This window comes from Burkholderia sp. LMU1-1-1.1 (assembly GCF_040675865.1).
Lineage (GTDB): Bacteria > Pseudomonadota > Gammaproteobacteria > Burkholderiales > Burkholderiaceae_D > Rugamonas.
Genome location: NZ_JBEGHG010000036.1, coordinates 1 through 3170 on the forward strand (window position 1 = coordinate 1; position 3170 = coordinate 3170).

Sequence of the window (3170 nt, forward strand, 5' to 3'; positions counted from 1 at the left end):
CGGCCGCGCGGGACGCAACGGCGCGGCGCCGGCGGCCAGCCGCGCCAGCGCCTGGTCGTACGCGCGCAGCGCCGCCGCCGTCACCTCGTGCCGGTACAAGCTGCCCTTGCCGGCCGCGCGCATGGCGAAGTGGGCCTCGCCCCACAGCGGCCCGGCATCCATCTCGGCGTTGGCCTGCAACACCGTCACGCCCCAGGCGGTCTCGCCCTCGAGGATGGCCCAGTCGAGCGCCGACGGCCCGCGGTCGCCCGCCACGCCGGGGTGCAGCACCAGGCACACGTGGCGGCGCCAGACCGTGGCGGGAATCGCGCGCTTGAGGTACGGCGCCAGGATCAGGTCGGGCCGGAACAGCGCCACCGCCTCCTCGGTCACGCTGTCGGCGATGTCGAGCTCCACCGACACCAGGTGGCCGCGCGCGCGCAGCGCCACGAACAGGCTCTGGGTCAGGCTGTTGAAGGCGTGCGCCAGCAGCAGGATGCGCATCGCCGCCCCTAGCAAATGCGCGGCAACTGCTCGCCGGACAGCCAGTCGACCACGCGCCGCCCGCCGAAGCGGGTGCGCATCTGCACGAAGCCGTGCGGGTCGCCGGTGACGCTGCCGATGCGCGCCGCCTGGCGGCCCAGCGGATGGGCATGCATCGCCGCCAGCAGCGCCTCGACGTCGTCGGCGCCGCAGATGGCCACCAGCTTGCCCTCGTTGGCCACGTACAGCGGATCGAGGCCGAGGAATTCGCAGGCCGCGTCGACCTGGGGCGCCACCGTGATGGCCGACTCCTCGATCTGCATGCCGACGCCGGACTGGCGCGCGATCTCGTTGAGGGTGGTGGCCAGGCCGCCACGGGTGGGGTCGCGCAGCACGCGCACGCGCGGCATCGCCGCCAGCATCTGCGCCACCAGGCCGTTCAGGGCGGCCGTGTCGGACAGGATCTCGGTGTCGAAGTCGAGCGACTCGCGCTTCGACATGATCGCCACGCCGTGCTCGCCGATGCTGCCCGACAGGACGATGGCGTCGCCGGGCCGCGCGGCGGCGCCGTCGATGCATATCCCGGGCGGCACCACGCCCACGCCGGTGGTGGTGATGAACACGCCGTCGCCCTTGCCGCGCTCGACGACCTTGGTGTCGCCGGTGACGATCGCCACCCCGGCCTCGCCCGCGGCGCGCGCCATCGAATCGACGATGCGCTTGAGGTCGGCCAGCGGAAAGCCCTCCTCCAGGATGAAGCTGGCGGCCAGGTACAGCGGCCGGGCGCCGGCCATGGCGACGTCGTTGACGGTGCCGTGCACCGACAGGCAGCCGATGTCGCCGCCGGGGAAGAACAGCGGCGAGACCACGTGGGCGTCGGTCGCCATCACCATGCGCCCGGCGCCCACGTCGAAGCCGGCCTGGTCGTTGCCCTGGCGCAGCCAGGGGTTGTCGAACGCCGCCAGGAACAGTTCCTCGACCAGCTGGGCCGAGGCGCGTCCGCCCGCGCCGTGCCCCATGTCGACCTGGCCGTGGCGCAGGTCGAGCGGCCGCACATAGCCTTGCTTGACGATGCCGCTCATGCCGCCACCACCGGGATATCCTTGAAGCGGCCGTAGGAATAGTGCGCCGCGCAGGCGCCCTCGCTCGACACCATGCACGAGCCGAGCGGATTTTCCGGCGTGCAGACGGTGCCGAACACCTTGCAATCGGTGGGTTGTTTCACGCCGCGCAGGATGGCGCCGCATTCGCACGCCTTGTTGTCGGCCACCGCCCGGTAGGCCAGGCCGTAGCGCGCCTCGGCGTCGTGGCGCGCGTAGGCCGGGCGCACCCGCAGCGCGCTGTAGGGCACCTCCCCCAGGCCGCGCCACTCGAAGCTGGGGCGCAGCTCGAACACTTGCGACACGGCCGCCTGCGCGGTCTGGTTGCCGTGGGCGGTGACGGCGCGCGCGAACTCGTTCTCGACCTCGCAGCGGCCGTCGTTGACCTGGCGCACCAGCATCAGGATGGCCTGCATCACGTCGAGCGGCTCGAAGCCGGCGATCACCACCGGCTTGCGGTACTCCTCGGCGAAGTGGACGTAGGGCTCGGAGCCGATGACGATGCTGACGTGGGCCGGACCGATGAAGCCGTCGATCGGCACGCTGCCGTAGTCGCGCACCTCGGGCGAGGCCAGGATGTGCGTGATCGCCGACGGCGTGAGCACGTGGCAGCACAGCACGCTGAAGTTGTCCAGCCCGCGCGCGCTGGCCGCGCGCACCGCCAGCGCGGTCGGCGGCGTGGTGGTCTCGAAGCCGATCGCGAAAAACACCACCTCGCGCCCGGGATGGCGCTCGGCGATGTCGAGGGCGTCGCTGGCCGAATAGACCATGCGGATGTCGCCGCCGCGCGCCTTGGCCTTGGTCAGCGACAGGCCGTTCGAGGCCGGCACCCGCATCGTGTCGCCGTAGGTGCAAACGATCACGCCGCGCTCGAGCGCCAGCGCGATGGCCTGGTCGATGCGCCCGATCGGCAGCACGCACACCGGGCAACCCGGCCCGTGGACCATGCGCACCCCCGGCGGCAGCAGCTCGCCGATGCCGTAGCGCGAGATGGCGTGGGTGTGGCCGCCGCAAAACTCCATGAAGCTGTACTGGCGGGCGGGATCGGTTTCGGCGGCGATGCGGTCGGCGATCTTGCGCGCCACCGCGCCGTCGCGGTATTCATCGATGTATTTCATGATGGGATGGACTCCGGGTGGGATGGGCCGGCGGTGTCGCCGGCGGCCAGCGCCGCCTCGCCGAACAGGGCCAGCGTGCGCCGCGCTTCTTCTTCGTCGAGTTTGCCGATCGCGTAACCGACGTGCAGGATCACGTAGTCGCCGGCGGCGACGCTGTCGATCAGCGCGGTGCTGATGCGCTTGCGCACGCCGCCGATGTCGATCACGGCTTGCTGGTCCGGCAGCACTTCGACCACCCGGACGGGAATGGCTAGACACATGGCGCGCTTTCGTAAGGGGTGGAAAAAACGGTGTCGGCGCCGCAGGCGCCGCCGCGCAGGCGCTGGCGCGCGACCCAGGCCTGGCCCAGCGCCAGGCCGGCGTCGCCGCACGAGACGGCGTGGGCGCGGGCCACGCGCAACCCGCGCCGGACCAGTTGCGCGGCCAGGCGTTCGCTGAGCAGGCGGTTGAAGAAGCAGCCGCCGCCCAGCGCCACCGTGCGCAGCGCGTG

The 3170-nt window shown here is 72.0% G+C and carries 4 protein-coding genes and 1 pseudogene; all 5 read right to left on the minus strand.

Annotated features, from left to right (window positions below):
* The coding region (locus MRBLMU1_RS23415; RefSeq protein ID WP_363506543.1) for a formyltransferase family protein at nt 1–483 on the minus strand (483 nt) is incomplete at its 3' end.
* An 8-nt stretch (nt 484–491) separates the two neighbouring features.
* Entirely contained in the window at nt 492–1544 is a 1053-nt protein-coding gene (hypE, locus tag MRBLMU1_RS23420) for a hydrogenase expression/formation protein HypE (RefSeq protein WP_363506546.1), read from the minus strand.
* Nucleotides 1541–2680 carry a hydrogenase formation protein HypD gene (gene hypD, locus MRBLMU1_RS23425; protein ID WP_363506549.1) on the minus strand — a complete coding sequence of 380 codons (1140 nt, stop codon included), beginning with the start codon at nt 2678–2680 and terminating at the stop codon, nt 1541–1543. The genes hypE and hypD overlap by 4 nt, the downstream gene beginning before the upstream one ends.
* Nucleotides 2677–2940: a HypC/HybG/HupF family hydrogenase formation chaperone gene (locus tag MRBLMU1_RS23430; RefSeq protein WP_363506552.1), complete on the minus strand. Its 264-nt coding sequence runs from the start codon at nt 2938–2940 to the stop codon at nt 2677–2679. Before MRBLMU1_RS23430 ends, hypD begins: the two co-directional genes overlap by 4 nt.
* Nucleotides 2931–3170, minus strand: a pseudogene (locus MRBLMU1_RS23435) (carbamoyltransferase HypF); the annotation flags it as partial. The pseudogene MRBLMU1_RS23435 and the gene MRBLMU1_RS23430, both read right to left, overlap by 10 nt.